18 protein-coding genes are annotated in these 16801 nt (G+C 48.1%); 7 read left to right on the forward strand and 11 right to left on the reverse strand.

Annotated elements, in window-relative coordinates:
* The 9 genes from GRP75_RS10590 to GRP75_RS10630 all read right to left on the reverse strand — a co-directional run.
* Positions 1–667 (reverse strand): iron chelate uptake ABC transporter family permease subunit (locus GRP75_RS10590; RefSeq protein WP_160789295.1); only part of this gene is annotated, 667 nt, incomplete at its 3' end.
* Positions 667–1686 (reverse strand): FecCD family ABC transporter permease, encoded by a 1020-nt coding sequence (locus tag GRP75_RS10595; RefSeq protein WP_397345005.1) that lies wholly within the window; start codon positions 1684–1686, stop codon positions 667–669. The genes GRP75_RS10590 and GRP75_RS10595, both read right to left, overlap by 1 nt.
* Positions 1687–1945: 259 nt before the next feature.
* Entirely contained in the window at positions 1946–2920 is a 975-nt protein-coding gene (gene abnA / locus GRP75_RS10600; RefSeq protein WP_023987074.1) for an arabinan endo-1,5-alpha-L-arabinosidase AbnA, read from the reverse strand.
* Positions 2921–3140: 220 nt separating this feature from the next.
* A complete protein-coding gene (ilvA, locus tag GRP75_RS10605; protein ID WP_069080226.1) occupies positions 3141–4427 on the reverse strand; it encodes a threonine ammonia-lyase IlvA in 1287 nt (428 codons plus the stop codon).
* Between the two features lie 334 nt (positions 4428–4761).
* Entirely contained in the window at positions 4762–5601 is an 840-nt protein-coding gene (locus GRP75_RS10610; RefSeq protein WP_023987072.1) for a carbohydrate ABC transporter permease, read from the reverse strand.
* Between the two features lie 3 nt (positions 5602–5604).
* Positions 5605–6567: a carbohydrate ABC transporter permease gene (locus tag GRP75_RS10615; RefSeq protein WP_023987071.1), complete on the reverse strand. Its 963-nt coding sequence runs from the start codon at positions 6565–6567 to the stop codon at positions 5605–5607.
* A gap of 27 nt (positions 6568–6594) precedes the next feature.
* Positions 6595–7887 (reverse strand): ABC transporter substrate-binding protein, encoded by a 1293-nt coding sequence (locus GRP75_RS10620; RefSeq protein WP_023987070.1) that lies wholly within the window; start codon positions 7885–7887, stop codon positions 6595–6597.
* 240 nt (positions 7888–8127) lie between these two features.
* Entirely contained in the window at positions 8128–8352 is a 225-nt protein-coding gene (tlp, locus tag GRP75_RS10625; protein WP_013308822.1) for a small acid-soluble spore protein Tlp, read from the reverse strand.
* A 73-nt stretch (positions 8353–8425) separates the two neighbouring features.
* Positions 8426–9037 carry an alpha/beta hydrolase gene (locus GRP75_RS10630; protein ID WP_053324659.1) on the reverse strand — a complete coding sequence of 204 codons (612 nt, stop codon included), beginning with the start codon at positions 9035–9037 and terminating at the stop codon, positions 8426–8428.
* A gap of 217 nt (positions 9038–9254) precedes the next feature.
* Here GRP75_RS10630 and GRP75_RS10635 point away from each other — a divergent pair, with 217 nt between their 5' ends.
* On the forward strand, positions 9255–9566 hold the full coding sequence (locus tag GRP75_RS10635; RefSeq protein WP_013308820.1) for an autorepressor SdpR family transcription factor: 312 nt from the start codon (positions 9255–9257) through the stop codon (positions 9564–9566).
* The gene (locus GRP75_RS10640) at positions 9563–10216 is read left to right on the forward strand and encodes an SdpI family protein (RefSeq protein WP_053324658.1); all 654 of its coding nucleotides are present in this window, start codon (positions 9563–9565) and stop codon (positions 10214–10216) included. The genes GRP75_RS10635 and GRP75_RS10640 overlap by 4 nt, the downstream gene beginning before the upstream one ends.
* A gap of 91 nt (positions 10217–10307) precedes the next feature.
* Here the strand turns inward: GRP75_RS10640 and GRP75_RS10645 are convergent, their stop codons facing one another.
* Entirely contained in the window at positions 10308–11132 is an 825-nt protein-coding gene (locus GRP75_RS10645) for an aldo/keto reductase (RefSeq protein ID WP_023987067.1), read from the reverse strand.
* A 44-nt stretch (positions 11133–11176) separates the two neighbouring features.
* Positions 11177–11470 carry a putative quinol monooxygenase gene (locus tag GRP75_RS10650; protein WP_013308817.1) on the reverse strand — a complete coding sequence of 98 codons (294 nt, stop codon included), beginning with the start codon at positions 11468–11470 and terminating at the stop codon, positions 11177–11179.
* 161 nt (positions 11471–11631) lie between these two features.
* On the opposite strand from GRP75_RS10650, the gene GRP75_RS10655 reads away from it, so the two are divergent.
* The 5 genes from GRP75_RS10655 to GRP75_RS10675 form a co-directional block, all read left to right on the forward strand.
* Positions 11632–13305: an ATP-binding protein gene (locus GRP75_RS10655; RefSeq protein WP_160789296.1), complete on the forward strand. Its 1674-nt coding sequence runs from the start codon at positions 11632–11634 to the stop codon at positions 13303–13305.
* Entirely contained in the window at positions 13298–14026 is a 729-nt protein-coding gene (locus GRP75_RS10660) for a response regulator (RefSeq protein ID WP_023987065.1), read from the forward strand. Before GRP75_RS10655 ends, GRP75_RS10660 begins: the two co-directional genes overlap by 8 nt.
* A 201-nt stretch (positions 14027–14227) precedes the next feature.
* Positions 14228–15208, forward strand: a complete 981-nt coding sequence (locus tag GRP75_RS10665; RefSeq protein ID WP_160789297.1) for an ABC transporter substrate-binding protein — start codon at positions 14228–14230, stop codon at positions 15206–15208.
* Positions 15205–16209 (forward strand): FecCD family ABC transporter permease, encoded by a 1005-nt coding sequence (locus GRP75_RS10670; protein ID WP_160789298.1) that lies wholly within the window; start codon positions 15205–15207, stop codon positions 16207–16209. Before GRP75_RS10665 ends, GRP75_RS10670 begins: the two co-directional genes overlap by 4 nt.
* Positions 16206–16801, forward strand: a 596-nt coding sequence (locus GRP75_RS10675; protein WP_160789299.1) for a FecCD family ABC transporter permease, incomplete at its 3' end; no start/stop codon positions are given. The genes GRP75_RS10670 and GRP75_RS10675, both read left to right, overlap by 4 nt.

The following is a 16801-nucleotide window of genomic DNA, read 5'->3' on the forward strand; positions in this document are numbered from 1 at the left end:
GCGACAGAACGTAGGGTAATACAATGACTATCCAAGGCAACAAAGCCGCTGCGTGTATCCAATCCCGGCCCCAAACGCTGCCAGCCAACCAACGTGCAGTAAATGCGTACGTATCCTCATCCAGCCGCAACGACCAATACAGCGTTATGGCGCTAAGACCCGAGGCTACACCGATGCCGGACAAAATCAGACGCACCGGCACGATTCCTCTGCTGCGGTTATAGGACAACAAAACAATTAGCACCGCCGCAATGACACCTCCTGCAAAGGTAAACAAGGGGATCAGAACGGCGGCCGATCCGTCCAGGTCGCGAAAAAAGCTAACGAACATCACCAGTCCCAACGCAGCCCCCGCATGAAGACCGAGCACTCCCGGATCAGCAAGTGCGTTCCGTGACAAGCCTTGCATGACCGCCCCGGCTGCGCCTAGTCCCGCTCCAGCTAGCACCGTTACAACAATACGAGGCAGACGATACTCGAACAGAACGATATGATCACGTCCGTTGGCACCGCCAAACAACGTATCCAGCACGCGTAGCGGTGGAATACGAATCGTTCCGGTATTCAAACCCAAAACAAGGACAGCAAAGCTGATCCCCGCCAATACCAAACAAACGAGCCAAGCCTTTTTCGTTCTTGTGTCCCCAATCCCTAAAGAGCGACTCACTATAAATCCCTCCTTTCCTTACGGGCGAGAAAGAGGAAAAAGGGTACTCCGATAAAAGACACCATAATCCCAATAGCTAGCTCCTCTGGCGGATTTGCCATTCTCGCTCCCAAATCTGCCAGCACCAGTAATACGGCTCCCAATAACGCAGACAGCGGCACGATCTGGCGATAATCCACACCGATTAGCTTGCGAGCAATATGTGGGATAACCAAACCTACAAAGCCGATGGCTCCGGCAGCCGATACAGATAGGCCGGCCAGTACCACTACAGTCAGCAGACCCAAAAGCCGGATACGCCTGAGATTCAACCCAAGGTTTAACGCCACCTCATCGCCCATCGAAATCAGCGAAATGGAACGTGCCAGCCCCATAGACCAGACGATCACAATAAGCAAAATTGGTGCAAGAATCTCAAGCTGCGACCATTTAATCCCGGCTACACCACCCGCATACCAGAAGGCTAAATCCTGACTTAGATCAAAATAAATCGCAATCCCCGAAGTCATGGAACCTAACAAGGCAGCCGTCACAGCTCCAGACACCGTCAATCTCATAGGTGTCAATCCTCCCGGTGCAGATGCTCCCAGACCAAATACTAGTAAGGTACTCATCAGCGCACCAAGGAACGACAATACAATTAACGTCCCATAAGGTAGATTGGGGAAAAAGGCAAAACTCACTGCAACTACAAACATCGCTCCTGCGTTAATGCCCAGCACACCTGTATCTCCCAGCGGGTTGCGTGTAATACCCTGAATCAGAGAGCCTGCCACCGCCAGCGCAGCTCCAATAACTGCTGCACCAAGTACACGCGGTAATCTCAGCTCGTGAATGATCTGATGTGTCATTAGCGAACGATCATAGTGGAATACTGCCGACCACACGGTGCTTACGGTCAAGTCCTTGGCTCCTAGAGAAATGGCGGCGAATATGGTCAAAGCCAACAATACAGCCGAAGCTGTGAACAACAACGCCTGCCGAATCCTACCCGCTCGAAGCACTGGACGTGCTGTTATGTCTACTTCAGGAACTGCCCTCTCTGTCAGAGCTGTATGTTTGTCCATGCTGTCTTTGGACTGCATTTGGTGAGGTCACTCCCTCCATACCTGAAAATCATCACGTTTCTTATAACGATAATGATAATTATTATCAACTTGATACATAATAGCATGTTTCTATGACATTGCAAGCCAAAAACTGTTCCCCTTAGGAGGAACAGTTTTTGAATATATCTATATGATTTTACTGCACAAATGACTCCAAACGGTCCTCTCTTTAGTACGTAGGCCAGCCTGCCGAATCCCATTTCAAATCACTAATCAGAAGCTTTGGATTTCCACCATCAGTGGCATCATAGGCATGACGTGCAATCACACTGTTGTTATAGACAGATTGTCCACCCGGTCCCTTCCAACGGTCATTCCCTGCATCCAGTATCGTTCCACCGCCATCCATCAGGCTTTTGCCGCTCTTGTCCACATACGGTCCTGTAATACTAGTAGAGCGACCGTAAATAATCTTATAATTACTGTCTACGCCTTTGCAGCAGTTATCAATGGAAGCAAACAGATAATAATAGCCGTCGCGGTATGTAACATGTGGCGCTTCCAAACCACCAGCCGTACGCTTGGCGATAGAATAGATCTGGCCCGTAGGCTTCATCGTATTTTTGTCCAATCGAGTCACTTTCAAGCCTGAATTCCATGAACCAAAGGAAAGCCACGGGTTACCGGAAGCGTCAATGACGAGATTCGGGTCAATGGCATTATAATCGTTAGCATCCGTCGTACGCAGCACTAGTCCATCATCTCTCCAGCTCCCCGCGCCAATGCTCGTTGCGGAAGCTAGTCCGATAGCCGAGGTCCGGGCACCAAAAGTAGAAATGGAATAGTACAGCCATACCCGTCCATTATACTTTTGAGCATCCGGTGCCCATACATCGTTAGTCTTTTGCTTAGGTACATACGATTTCCACCATGATGGCGGTGACAGGAATATTTGCGGCAATCTGTAAAAATTGCGTCCGTCATCCGATCTCTGAACCTGTATCCCCTGCCCTGTGGAGAAAATATACCATGCGTTGCCTTCCTTCGTAATGGACGGATCATGCACTGCCACATCGCCAGTTAACGCCCAATGCTCTGCGGATGCAGATGGCATCACTGACAGCATTAAAGCAGCCGAGGTTACGGCAGCAAACGCCGTTCGGGTCAATTTACTCTGTACTGATTTTTTCCATGCCTTCAACATTCTTTCGCACCTCCGAATGAGTATCTTATAATGAAATTCAGGTGACACACCTATTACATTAGTGTTTATACTTATGAAGTTACCCATATATTAACCTATCACATTCAGTTTTGTAAACGCTTTATTTCAAATAAAAAGAAATTCGTAAACTACGCATAACAATATACATACGAGGATTTTGCAAAATTCTGATACAAAAAAGGAGCCCATAGGCTCCTTTTCAAATTAACATATTAAATAGATTTTCGTTTTTGTTCAGTTCCGTGTATTTAAGCCCCTTGCGGTTCATTCGTTCAATTAAAGGAAGATAGTCTTCCTTGTGGAACAGCTCAATGCCGACCAGAGCTGGTCCATTTTCCTTATCATTCTTTTTCGTATATTCAAACCTAGTAATATCGTCGTCTGGTCCAAGCACATCCTGTAGAAACTCACGCAGTGCCCCAGCTCTTTGCGGGAAATTCACCATAAAATAATGCTTCAGTCCTTCGTAAATGAGGGACCGTTCCTTAATCTCCTGCATACGATCTATATCGTTGTTACCACCGCTGACGATACAGACAACCGTTTTGCCTTGAATCTGCTCGCGATACAGATCAAGTGCTGCAACAGGCAGTGAGCCCGCAGGCTCCACAACAATCGCATTTTCATTATACAGCTCCAGAATCGCGGTACATGCTTTGCCTTCCGGTACCTTCACAATATCGTCCAAGGTATGCTTACAAATATCGTATGTCAGCTGACCCACACGCTTCACTGCAGCTCCGTCAACAAATTTGTCTATTTGATCCAGTGTAACCACCTTGTGCACACGCATCGCTTCCGTCATCGACGCCGCGCCGAGGGGTTCCACGCCAATTACCTTGGTGGACGGACTCACGGTTTTAACATACGTACCTACGCCTGCCGCCAAACCGCCGCCGCCAATCGTTACGAACACATAGTCCATAGGTGTATCTAGGCTCTCCATCACTTCCATCGCAATCGTACCATTGCCCGCAATAATTTTCGGCTGATCGAACGGATGGATGAAGGTCATTGCCTGCTCGCTGCACACCTTCATGGCCTCGTCATAGGCATCATCAAACGTGTCTCCGGTCAGAATGACCTCTACACTGTTACCGCCAAAGCGACGAACCTGCTTGACCTTCTGATTGGGCGTTGTACTCGGCATAAATATTTTACCGTGGATACCAAGAGCATTACATGAAAAAGCCACACCTTGCGCATGATTCCCTGCACTCGCACACACGATTCCTTTTTCCATTTGCTCAGGGGTCAAGCTACGGATCATGTTGTAAGCTCCACGGATTTTAAAGGACCGCACGACTTGGAGATCCTCTCTTTTCAGATACACATTACAGTTATATTTGGCCGATAGGACGGCATCCCTCTGTAAAGGTGTACGTACAATCACCTCACGCAGCATATGATGCGCTCGTACAATATCTTCCATGCCAACGGTTGACGCCATGGTCGGGTCAGTTTTCTGGGTTTCTGTTGGTTCCATAGGTTCTCCACGCTCCGCCTGAATATTTCTGTATTTGAGCATTTTGCATAAATCCCAAGAGCGATTTCAAATCAGCAATATACAGATCGAAACGGTTTAGTTCGTCTATATATTGTACTTTTGAGCGTCAGGAATCGAATTATGCAAAGTGCTGTATTTGAAATCTTTCAAATATCATACCACGTTTACCCATAGCTTGTGCAGATGATAGTCATGAAAATGAGAATGAAAATCAATCGAATCTAAAAAAAGGCAGACCGGGACAATACCCGATCAGCCTTTTCTGACGTTGCACATTTCTTGTATTCCATTGCTCTATTTAATACCCTTCCAATTATCCTTTTACTCCGCCTGCCGTCATCCCTTCAATAAAGTAACGCTGGAAGAACAGGAACACGACGAGAATCGGTAAAATAGCCAAAACGGATCCCGCGATCAGCACATCATAATTGTTGCCATACGGCGTCAGCAGACTGGACAGTCCAATTGGCAGTGTCAGCATGTCGTTGGTACGTAATACAATCATCGGCCACAGGAAGTTATTCCAACTGTTCATCGCCTGCAAAATAGCCATTGCCGCAAATGCAGGCGCCATCAGAGGCATCATAATCCGCACGAAAATGCCATATTCTGAACAGCCGTCAACCCGCGCAGCATCCATGAAGTCCTTGGGAACACCACTCAAATATTGACGGAAGAAAAAGATCGGGATCGGCGCGACGACGAAGGGTAGAATTACGCCCCATACTGTATTAATTAGCTTCATGCCAATCATTAGCTTGTAGAGCGGCAGCATGATAATTTCTACCGGGATCATCATCACGACCAGTACCAGTGTGAAAATCACATTTTTCAATCTAAAACGGTACATCTCCAGACCGTAGCCAACCATCGCGGACAATATCAGACATAACACCGTAAACAAGACGGTAATGACAATACTGTTCCAGTACCATTGAAAATAATCCGTCGTCCCCTGAAAGATGAACGCATAGTTTTTCAAGGACATGATGCCCCACTCCAGCTTAAGATTCAAGCCGTAGCGCAGCAGCTCCGTCGATGGCTTGAACGAGGCAAGCGTCACGGCAAATAGCGGAAACAGGGCAAACCCGGCAAACAGAATGAACAGGACAACGAGCAATGCGGATAACGAGCCTTTTTGTTTCTGAGCCATCGCTTAATCCTCCTTCCGGAACATACCGAAAAATTTGAGCTGGATCAGGTTCAGCACGAGTGTAAATACGAGCAATACAATGCCCACCGCAGCTCCGAATCCCATACTGTTCTGCTCCAGACCTTGGCGATAGAGATAGCCAACAATTGTTAAACCAATATCGTTCGGGGAGTTATTTCCGTTCCACAACATGTAGCTCTCCGTGAACATGGACAACCCCGCATAAATGCTAATCGTAAATACGTAGATCGTTACTGGTTTCAGCATAGGAATCGTAATCCGCCAAAATGAATCGAAACGACTGGCTCCATCAATCTGCGCAGCCTCATACAACTCAGGAGGAATGTTCTGGAGTCCCGACATGTAGTACAACATATTTACGCCCAACCATCTCCACAAGGCCAGCACAATCAACGCTAAAAAGCCGGTGTTCGCATTCATTAGCCATTTGTAAGGCTCCAGACCGAATACCCCCAACAGGGAGTTCATCAGCGAACCATCCAATTCCCCGAACATGAGGCGGAAGATCGTTCCTGCTACCACCACCGAGGTTAGTGCAGGGATAAACATCACGGAGCGAAACAACCCTCTGCCCGGCATTTTAGGCGAATTCAGCAATACTGCCAATACCAGCGGCAGAGGAATCAGCACGACTAGTGTAAGCAGCGTATACAGGACGCTATTCAATATCGCCTTTCCAAACGTAGGATTGATTAAGTCCTTATAATTCTCCAGTCCAACATAAGTTGTTATCCCTGGCAGGACTTCCTGAAAGCTCATAATGACCGTCGATATGACCGGATAGGCAAAAAATAACGCAAAGGACAGTAAAAATGGAAGGACAAACACATACGGTGCCGTACGGCTGGAATGAATAAAGCGACTCCATCGGCTTCTGGTCGGACGCTGAGGTTGTGGCGGCTGACCTGTCGGTACATTAGCGTTCGTATGAACGGGCGTTGCCATGAATCTCACTCCCTTTCCTGTTGGGGTCTATCTCAGTTCATCTGCCAGCTCATGTAGCACCGTGGCTGGATCTTCGCCATTCTGTAGTGTCCGATAAAGTATTTTATTGCGCACAGCACTGGCGATATCAGGCGTTTTCGGACCGATATGCACCGCATTGATTTCATCTTTGACTTCGATGAGCGTGTCAAAAATATTCGTTCCGAAATACTCCGTAAATTTATTCTTGGCTTTGGCTTCCGGCATGGTCCACACTTCACTACGGATGGGATCAAAACCAAGCTGCTTCCAGATCTCCACATTCCCTTGCTTGGATAGCTTGGCAAAGGCCAGAAAGCGCATCGCCAGATCCTGGTGCTCTGATTGGTTCGTGACTACCGTCCCGGTTCCACCCATACCCGCTGAGCGAAAACCACCTTTTTCCCACGCTGGCATGGGTCTGATGATAATTTTACCTTTTAGGTCAGGCATGTAATCCGTAAAACGTCCCATATACCACATCGGCATCCATACCGAAGCGGCCCCACCTTTGTTCATAAATCCGTAGTATTCCTCCATGTGATGCCCGCCGCCCGGTGCGGGAATAGCGATTTTGTCTTTTATCATCTGTTGAAGAAACTCGAGTGTTTTAATATTGGTTTCGTTATCCAACGTCAACTCGCCCTTGTCATCCAGAAAATCTGAATTTTGCTGGGAGATCATCGGCCAATAGCTCCATAGGTCATTCGTTTCTAAGGTCGCCATGGGCTTGCCTGTTTTCGCCAGTACTTGCTTGCCTGCAGCAGCATAGTCTGCCCAGGTGACGATGGAATCCGGGTTTACCCCCGCCTGATCCATAATCTCTTTATTGTAATACATCACTTCGGCCCCAACGTGGAAGTCAATGCCGTAATATTTACCGTCTTTGCCGTAAATCTGTACTCTGGAAGGCACAATGTTATTGATCTCGGGGTCAATCACCGGATTGAGCGGGACCAGCTGCGGTATGCCTTTGAGGAAATTACCGATCTTGTTCACCTCGATATCCGCGATATCCGGCGCTCCCACCCCCGATTGCAGCGCAATCGACAGCTTACTGTGATGGTTATCATAAGGAAATGTATTCGCTTTCAAATTAATCAATTCATCAGGGTGCTGTTGGTTCCATTGGTCAGCCATTTGCAGAAAAAACTTCTCATGCAGTTCATTGAACGTCCATAATACAAGTTCTGTTCCCGGCCCATCCTTTTCATCGGTCTTGAAAGAACAGCCTTGCAGCAGTCCAGCCATCAAAACCACCGCCATAAGCATCAAAGCCATGCGTTTTCTTCGCAGCAGCATATCCTTCCCCCTTCGCATGATGAAATCCTAATTCGTAAATGATTGCGCTTTCTTTTATTATTTAACATCAACACAAATTAGTTTACAACAACATTATTTATAAAATATTTATTTTCAACGCGGATTAGCGTCTCCTTTGCATTATAGGGGGAAAATGAATTGAATGAGGCTATGATGATTTTTGCATAAAAAAGAGGCCCCACTCGAATTGAAACTCGAAGTTGGGCCTCGCTTTTTTAACTACTCTTGGGAATGGGCTGCTTCGTCCTTCACTTCTTCCCGAAATGATCTAATACTTTCTTTACGACGATTATTTTTTTCTTCGATCTGCTTACGCTCCTCGTTGCTGATTTCAGAGGAAAATTCGTTTAGATATCCTTCAGCTTCATGCAGGTTCTGCTGTGTGTTCTGAATACTTTGTTGCAAATGTTCAACATTATCGGCTCGATTATCTGGTTTTGCCATTCGTTTGTCGCCTCCTAATTATGGGGTCGCTCAGTAGAGCGCTAATCCGTAGCTTGATCGCTATCGGAGCATTTTATGCATTAAAATGCTCCCCAAACCACTTTCCTGCGGCTTCGGCTTCAGTCCGAGTCAATTGATGACCATTGCGTTCCCAATATGCTTCCACCTGCGCTCCGGCCCCTTCCAATAATGCTTGCAGCTCCTGAGATTCCGAAATCGGAACAATGGGATCATTCTCACCGGAAGACAAAAATACAGGGATACCATTCAAAGCTGGCAAATCCAGGCCACGCAACGGCACCATTGCATGGTGCAAAATAGCTCCACGTAACGCTTTTGCATCGTGAAAGAGCATGCTGGCGGCTATGTTTGCACCATTGGAATAGCCAAGAGCCACCACGTTATTACGATCAAAATCGTATTGCTCTGCAGCTGTGTCCACAAATTCGCTCAGTTCTTTGGTGCGAAATACGAGATCCTCAATGTCGAACACTCCTTCTGCCAAACGGCGAAAGAAACGTGGCATCCCATTTTCCAGCACATTTCCTCTCACGCCTAACACAGAAGCTCCCGGTGCTACCATCTCGGCCAAAGGTATCAGGTCTTGTTCGTTCCCGCCTGTACCATGCAACAGCAAAATAACCGGGGCTTGCGGATGATTTCCTTTACGAAATACGTGTTTCATTTATATTTCCTCCTCATTTTTTCTTTAAATTAAGATTCTTATTTTTAGTATAAATTAATTATAGCCAACTTCGCTGCCTTTTACAAACCTAATTAGCCTGATCTAAATCTTTTTTCTAAAATGATGTCTTGTTCCATTGACATGCAGTATAGCTCTATTTTACTATGATGTTAGATATTTAGAATATTATCTAAATATCTAAAGGAGGAAATGTATTTTGAACGATGCCTTCAAAGCTTTGGCTGATCCGACCCGGCGTACAATCTTACAGCTTTTAAAGGAGAAAAGTATGAGCGCAGGTGAAGTGGCTGAACATTTTCAAATTAGTAAGCCCAGCATCTCCCACCATCTCAATATCCTGAAGCAGGCTGGGCTGGTGCTGGATGAACGACAGGGGCAAAACATTATCTACACCCTGCATACAACGGTTGTGGCGGATGTCATCGGTTGGATGTTCAGCATCGCCCACTCCGATACCCCTGCCCAGAAAAATGTGAATCATATCAAGGATACGGAGGGATCTGAATGAAATTTCGAATACATTGGAGCTTTACAGATGTTTTGACGACTTTGATTGCCTTATCACCTGCGATAGGAGCTATATTGCTGTACGACCGACTTCCCAATGTTCTAGCCTCGCATTTTGGCTTTGACAATACAGCAGACGGGTATATGAGCAAAAGTGGTTCTATTATCATGCTCGTGCTGTTGGGTCTAGTACCGCTGGTCATTCGATTGGCACGCTACATGGACCCCAACAGAGCTAATTATGAGAAATTTTCAAAAGCCTATGAAGTTACGCGTGCAGGTATTTCTTTGGTTCTGGCTGTAGCTGGATGGGGGATGCTGCTGTATAACCTGAACATACGACTGCAAATGAATACTATAATTTTGGGGGTAATAGGCCTGCTGCTGCTGGTGATGGGTAATTATATGACTCAGGTGCAGCCGAACTATACCTTCGGTATCCGCACTCCGTGGACTCTGTCTAACCCCGAGGTATGGCGTAAAACGCACCGTTTCGGTGGACCTATGATGATGCTCGGTGGTGCTTCGGGTTTGGTGGCGGCATGGGTCGATGGAGTGGCGGGAACGGTCATTTTTCTATCCATGCTGATCATATCCGTCATCTCTCCCATACTCTATTCTCTCTTGTTGTATCGTAAGCTAAACCAGTAAGCAGACAAAGCCAAACCTGAACCTAAAAAAGGAACCTCCCAATCCACGTAAACGTAGAATTAGGAGGTTCTTTGTACATTTAATCTTAATATTAGAACAGCAGCTTATCGGGATGCGTGCCTACACGCTCATCAAGATGAAGACCATTGATTCGTTCAATATCCTCAGCCGTCAATTCAAAGTCGAATAAATCAGCATTTTCGCGAATACGATGCGCGGTTACAGATTTGGGAATCGTCACAATCCCCCGATCCAGATGCCAACGCAAAATAACCTGCGAAGAGGTTTTACCGTATTTGGCAGCAATCTCAACGATGTCCGCTTGCTCGGTTAATTTCCCCTTCATCAGCGGACTCCACGATTCAAGCTGAATCTGGTGCTCCCGGCAGTATTGATGCAGCTCTTGTTGAGTCAGACGAGGGTGAAGCTCCACTTGGTTGATGACAGGAACCATGTTGCTGTCTTTGAGGAGGTCTTCGAGATGGTGAACTTGGAAGTTACTAACTCCGATAGCGCGTACGCTTCCTTCTTCATACAGTCGTTCGAATGCCTTCCAGGTTTCCTTGTACTTATCCTTGCCAGGCCAATGAATGAGATACAGATCAATGATATCCAGACCCAGCCGCTTACGGCTTTCCTCAAAGGCACGCAGTGTTGAATCGTAGCCTTGATCCTGATTCCATAGCTTGGTAGTTACAAACAGGTTTTCTCTAGCCGCTCCACTATCACGAATGGCTTGTCCAACCAGTTCCTCGTTGCCGTAGATCGCCGCTGTATCAATGTGACGGTAACCGACCTCAATAGCTGTTTTGACCGCTTCGTAGACCTCATTGCCTTCCGCCTTGTAAGTACCGAAACCGAGCCAAGGCATCTGAACTCCGTTATTCAGTACAGTTGTATCCGCAATGTTCCCCATGTCTATTCCTCCTGTTCCTGATTATGAATTATTCAACGGGATGATTACAGTTTAGTTGCATCCTGAAAAGCATTCACTTGAAGTGGAGCAGCCAACAATTCTTTAGCCGCGGCAACAAATGCCTGGAAATGGGCAGAATTATTATGGAAATCTACAGCAGCAGCATCTTTCCACTCTTCAACCATCGTAAATGCGTTGGGATCATTCAGATCCTGCATTAACGTGTAACGTACATTGCCTTCTTCAGCTTGGGATGCGCTGATCAGCCCTTGGGTTTGTTGCAGAAAAGTCTCTCTTTTTTCAGGTAAAACTTTCATATCGGCATGAATAATAATCATATTATGTTCCTCCTCGTATTATGTAACTATTTCTATTATAGACCATTCTTTCGACAGAATAAAAGTGCGGGCGTTTCTGTAATACAGTAAAATAGATCGTATGGGGGAGAAGATCAGCTGATCCGTTCCTCCTATATTTTGTTTAACGGCGGTGAAGGCATGTGCGTTTTCAGACAAAACTAATGGTATTTATATCTCTTTTAGTACTGGTAGTTACCGGGCTGTTGGGATTATCCTTTCGATATATGATCACCTCCGCTCTATATGATGAAATCGGAGAAAGGGCGCTCACCGTCGCCAATACCCTCGCCGTAGATGCGCAGGTCAGAGACGCTCTGGAGCAGACTGAGACGACGCAATTGCGTTCGCGTATCAACGAGGTCATAAAGCCTGTCCAAGCCAGCAGCGGCGCTGATTTTATTACTATTGCTGATCGTCATCTCATTCGACAGTGGCATGTAAACCCGGAGCGTATCGGCACGCCTATGATAGACCCCATGAATGATAAGGTACTGCAAGGGCAGTCCTTTATCACTGAATCGACGGGTTCTCTCGGACCGTCAATACGCGCCAAAACAGCCGTTTATGATACGCAAGGTAAGGCCATCGGGCTCGTCTCTGTAGGTTTTTTAATGACAGATGTGCAGCAAAATATTCGTACATACACATATGCATGGCTCTGGTTTATGGTGGGCGCGCTGATGATCGGCATATTGGGAAGCCTGGTTATAGCGCAACGGGTTCGACGCGCACTGCATGGACTGGAGCCAGTGGAGATCGGACGGCTGTACCAGGAAAAGCAAGCCATTATTGAGTCCATCGGCGAAGGAATTATCGCGGTTAATAGTAACGGACAAATCACACTTGCCAATCCACAGGCAGCTCGCTTGATCGGACTCCCCGCGGAAACCTCTATCTACGGATGCGACCTTCGTCACTTGACAGGTGTTCCAGATGTACTGGTTGATATGCTTGTTGCCGATTACACAGTAGAGCATTCAACGATGGGGCCAGATCAGGGACAGGACATATGGAATAAGGAAATTGAGGTCCAGCAGCGAATTGTAGTCGTCAGCCGTGTGCCGATCCAGGATCGTTCCGGTCGCATCATGGGCACGGTTGCCAGTCTGCGTGACAAGACCGAACTGCTCCACATGACACAACAGTTGACAGAGGTCAAAGATTACGCGGAAGTACTTCGATCACAAACACACGAATACGCCAATCGGCTGTATCTCATATCCGGCCTGATTCAGTTGGAGTGTTATGACGAAGCGGTGGACTTTATCACCCAGGAATCAGAGGAATATCGTGTACACAGGCCGATTGGCACAGCTCTCCTAACCGATTCAATCATCGCCAGCCTACTGATCGGTAAGAAGAAACAGGCGCTGGAAAAAGGGGTTTTACTCCATTTTGATATTAAAGGAGCATTCTCAACCCAGTCTCCTACGTTGGAGTGGTCCTTTCTCGCTTCCATAGCCGGAAACCTGCTGGACAATGCCATGGAAGCTGTTGCGATGTCCTCCCTCTCTGACGGACAGGTCTGGTTCCGGCTTGAAGAAACGACTGAAGCCATCATCGTCGAAGTTGCGGATAACGGATCGGGAATTTCGGACGATATCCAAGAAAAGCTGTTTGTCAGGGGAGCTTCGACCAAAGCAGATGCAGGACATGGATATGGCCTTGCTCTCGTGCTGGAGTACACTGAACGAATGGGCGGCTCTATTGAAGTGCATGAACGGCCTGGTGGTGGAAGTATTTTTGAGGTATACATTCCTTTACATAGGACAGATATGAGTAATGATGCAAAAGGAGGTTATGCCCATGAATGAGCGGGTTTTATCGGACATTGAGGTTCTTATTATTGAAGACGATCCGCGAATTGCGGAGATTAACCGCCGATTTATTGAAAAGGTAGACGGGTTCACCGTATGTGCAATCGCGACGAACGAATTTGAGGCAAAACTTCAACTGGACGTGCTCCGTCCTCCTCTAGTCGTGCTGGATGTTTATTTTCCTGATACAGATGGTCTAACCCTGCTATCGTTCATTAAGCAACACTATCCGGGTACAGATGTTATTATGCTGACTGCCGCCAAAGAAGCTGAAACAGTGGTACAAGCCGTTCGAGCAGGCGTGTTTGATTTTATCGTAAAGCCGCTTATATTCGAGAGATTGCGTGCGACCTTGGAGGAATATGCCCGATTTCGGCGACAAATCACAACATGGCAAGAGGAACAATCCACAGTCGAACAATCTGAAATTGACAGTTTGCTTCAAAGCGCGGGCACCGGTCGGATGGCGGGGAACGGAGTCGGAGAATTATGGGCCAAAGGCATCGATAAAGTAACCTGCGACAAAGTGCTAGATCTCCTGAATCGACGGGGTGAGGTGACTACAGGTACAGTGGGAATTGAGCTGGGTATGAGCCGCTCTACAGCCAGAAGGTATCTGGAGTATTTAGTGGAAAGTGGCGACGCGCACCACGATCAGGTGTACGGAACCGTCGGCAGACCGGAGCGTATCTATCGGCGACAGCGGAGGGATGCATAAACCACCCAACTCTGATGTCCTGTTACTTCCCCCTCCTCCTATTCATAATTTTATTGAATTTAATTCACTTAATCGATCAAAACGGTTTAAATGACCACATTATTTACGTCCTCCTTCCCGATTGCTAGAATGATCAACAGTTAGTTGATTGATAATGATTATCAGTTTCTCTGATAATCATACTGGAACGGGGGATAACGTATGGCAACACCGAAACAACCACTGCGCACAGGCATGCTGCTTGCAGCGATCCTGGCACTACTGACGGTCATTATGGCGGGATGTGGACGCCAGTCACAAGATAACAGCGCAGTAGCACCTCAAGCAACAGGCGACACTCGAATGATTAAACATGAGATGGGAGAAACCAAGGTTACAGGTACACCCAAAAGAATCGTAACCCTGGAATTCTCTTTTGTCGATGCCACAACCCAACTGGGCGTTACTCCTGTCGGCATAGCTCAGGAAAATGACGATGATATTGATGGGCTGCTCGGTAAGAAAATCAACTTCACACCAGTAGGCACGCGCAAACAGCCAAACCTGGAAACGATTAGCTCCCTGAAGCCGGATTTGATTATTGCCGATCTGAATCGTCATAAAAGCATATACAAAGAACTAAGCGAGATTGCTCCGACCATTGTTCTAAAGAGCCGCAATTCCTCCTATGAACAAAACCTGGCATCCTTCGGTGTCATCGCCGATGCGTTGGGCGAGAAGGAAAAAGGCGAGCAAATTCTCACTGCGCATAAAGCTACCATGGAAAAGTTAAAAGAAGGCATCAAAGCTGGCGAGTCACGTAGCGTATTGCTAGGGGTATTCCGCTCTGATTCACTATCGGCTCACGGTGCTTCATCCTTTGATGGACAACTGCTGGAGCAAGCGGGTATTCACAATGCCCTTCAAAATACAAGCGAGCCTACCGTCAAGCTGACGCTGGAACAGATTGCACAAGCGGATCCTGATGTGATCTTTTTGGTGGAAGCCGATGAGAAGCTGATTGCGGAATGGAAGCAAAACCCGCTTTGGCAAAACATTACGGCCGTCAAAAAAGGGGAAGTTTACGAAGTGAACCGGGCACTATGGACCCGGTACCGTGGACTCGGCTCAGCCGAGAAAATACTGGAGCAAGCCATTTCGCTTCTGTATCCCGCGCAAAGTAAAGGAGACGGCTCCCGTTGATCGGACAAGTCTCACGCGACCGGCTGAATAAGCCGGTCTTCTTTGCACTTATCGCTGCGTTGCTGGCTGGATTGCTGCTCAGCGTGGCGATTGGCCCAGTCAGGATGGACATCCCCACCATGCTGACTGCGCTGTTCACCGAGCATCCGTCCAAGGATCAGCTCATTGTCTTGACGGTACGCCTACCGCGTGCCGTTATTGGCCTAATCGTCGGGGCGGGGCTCGCCGTAGCTGGAGCCCTGATGCAGGCCATCACACGCAACCCGCTGGCCTCGCCGCAGGTATTCGGGGTCAGCTCAGGCGCTTCGCTGGCTGTCGTGCTGTCCGTCGTGCTGCTGCCGAATATCGGATCGTCCGGCAGCATTTATTTTGCTATTGCCGGGGCCATCGCAGGCGGCTCCTTCGTATATGCGCTGGCCGGAACGGCGGGCATGACGCCGGTCAAGCTGGCCCTTGCCGGGATGGCCGTGCATCTGTTGCTGGCCTCCATCACCCAGGGACTGCTCGTGTTCAACGAGCAAATATCCGATGTGCTGTATTGGCTCGCCGGAGCCATCGATGGTTCCACTTGGGCCGACACGCGTCTGGTGCTGCCATGGTTCGCCGTGGGTATGATCCTCGCGCTGGCGTTGGCCCCCTCGCTCTCTGTGCTGAGCCTCGGGACGGAAGTCGCACAGGGATTGGGACAAAACGTACGTCTTGTCCGTCTACTGGCCTCGGCCTCAGTGATTATGCTGGCAGGCTCTGCCATAGCGGTAGCCGGGTCCATCGGCTTTGTGGGCCTGATGGTGCCGAATATCATCAAGATGTTTACAGGCGACAATTACAAGCGGGTCATTCCCCTGTCTGCAATCTGCGGAGCTCTGCTGCTGACATATGCAGACGTGCTTGGACGATTCATTGCATTTCCTTATGAGTCGCCCGTTGGTATTGTAACGGCGCTGGTGGGTGCGCCCTTCTTTTTATATCTGGCGCATAAGAACGGGAGGACTTCACGATGAAAAAACTGTGGATTTTACTCGCACTAATGCTGGGTGTTGCTTTTATAGCTATAGGCGTGGGCAGCACCTACATTACGCCCTCTGAGCTGATCACAGCTCTGACTGACCAGAATGCCTCTTCCTGGTTCATCGTTCACCACTATCGGCTGCCACGTGGTCTGCTGGCCATCATGGCCGGAGCTGGGCTGGCAGTAGCCGGTGTTCTGCTACAAGGCATGATCCGCAACCCGCTAGCCTCGCCAGATGTGGTAGGTGTATCCAAGGGGGCCGGCTTTGCGGCGGTTCTCGTCATCGTACTGCTACCCTCATCCCCAGTGGCGCTGTTGCCTGTAGCGGCCTTTGTCGGTGCCGGACTAGCTGCACTGTTGCTCGTACAGCTTTCGATGAAGGGAGGCATGCGTCCCAATATGCTAGCCTTGACCGGACTGGCGGTGGGCGCTATTTTTCAGGCTGCGACCGATTATATACTGGTCAAGTATCCACTCGAAGCCAGCGACACGCTCACTTGGCTAGCTGGAAGTCTGTGGGGAAAAGGCTGGGACGAAGTGTATGGGCTACTGCCGTGGTTAATCGTGTTGCTGCCTCTCGCCTC

This window comes from Paenibacillus sp. OT2-17 (assembly GCF_009827695.1).
Lineage (GTDB): Bacteria > Bacillota > Bacilli > Paenibacillales > Paenibacillaceae > Paenibacillus > Paenibacillus polymyxa_B.